Annotated in this window: 2 protein-coding genes; one reads left to right on the forward strand and one right to left on the reverse strand. The window is 63.4% G+C overall.

The window, feature by feature from the left end:
- Window positions 1-175 precede the first annotated feature (175 nt).
- Window positions 176-661 carry a dienelactone hydrolase family protein gene (locus tag EOA28_RS36335; protein WP_348527615.1) on the forward strand — a complete coding sequence of 162 codons (486 nt, stop codon included), beginning with the start codon at window positions 176-178 and terminating at the stop codon, window positions 659-661.
- A 35-nt stretch (window positions 662-696) separates the two neighbouring features.
- On the opposite strand, the gene EOA28_RS39335 is transcribed toward EOA28_RS36335, so the two are convergent.
- A partial coding sequence (locus tag EOA28_RS39335) for a hypothetical protein (protein WP_128298207.1) occupies window positions 697-1,206 on the reverse strand: 510 nt, incomplete at its 5' end.

Genomic DNA, 1,206 nt, shown 5'->3' on the forward strand with positions numbered 1-1,206 from the left:
CGTAGGAGGTCGGCCGGCCTCAGTCAGTTAAGCAGCGCCTGAGAGTCCAACGCGATCGGCTAGGGGACGCCGGAGGGAAAGCGAATGGCTACTATCGTACTCTTTCACTCGGTGTTGGGCCTTCGGGCGGTGGAACAGCAAGCCGCTGAGAGAATGCGAGGCGCCGGCCATTGTTGTGACGCCGGACCTGTACGCGGGATTTACGGCGCCGTCGGTCGACGAAGGGCTTGACCTGATGGGCAAGGTCGGGTCGGAAACCATCTGCGGCCGTGCCAGGGCAGCGCTCCTCCAGACTTCTCGAGACGCGGTGCTCGCTGGCCATTCGATGGGAGCTGGGGTGGTCAGTGCCGTTTGGCCAGAAAGAATCGCTGCCGCGGGCGTTGTGCTGCTGCATGGCCTTGCCGATATTCCCACAAATGTTCGTCGACACATTCCGGTCGCGGTCCACGTCGCCGACCCGGATGCGTTTGCGCTGCCTGAACAAGTTGCCGGCTGGTCGGCGGCGGCAAAGCGCAGCCAAGTCAAGGCGGAGATTTTCACCTATCCGTGGATCGGCCATTTCTACACCGATCGAGCGCTGCCGGACTACGATGCGGCCGCAGCCGAACTGAGTTGGTCGCGCGTTCTGGCTTTCCTGGAAACGATCGCACGAAAGACTTGAAACGGTTCGGTGATACTGTGAGACGCTGAATCGTTCTAGACTGTGCCGGCCCGCGGCGAGGGCAAACGGAAGATCGACCACGCAGCCGTCATCAGCGCCGCCATCGTGACCAGCAGCGCCGCCAGGCTGGGCAGGTGGAAGACCATGTCCCGCCATCTGGGCTCGATCACCGCGCCGGTGCTGAAGGCCTCGCCGCTGAACTGGCACAGGATCCAGGATGCGCCGCTGCGCACCATGTCGGCGTCGATGTCGGAGATCAGCGCCTTCGCCTGGCGCTCGGCTGCTGGCATCGTCGCCATATGGGCGAGCAGCGCCTTGGCGGTGGCAAGATAGGCGTGGCTGCATTCGTTGAACGGGCTTTCCTCGTCGCCGAGGCTTCCCGGCATCAGGCCCCAGAGGCAGTAGGTGAATTGCAGATTGCCGTGATTGTAGAGCCGCCTGAAGCTCGGATTGGTCACGGTCTGGCGTTGGGCAAGGTCGAGGATGTCGCCGCGATAGCGCGCCATCACCGCCATCTGGCCGTGGGTGAGGCTGGGGATCTGCAT

This window comes from Mesorhizobium sp. M2A.F.Ca.ET.067.02.1.1, from assembly GCF_004023285.1.
Taxonomy (GTDB): Bacteria; Pseudomonadota; Alphaproteobacteria; order Rhizobiales; family Rhizobiaceae; genus Mesorhizobium.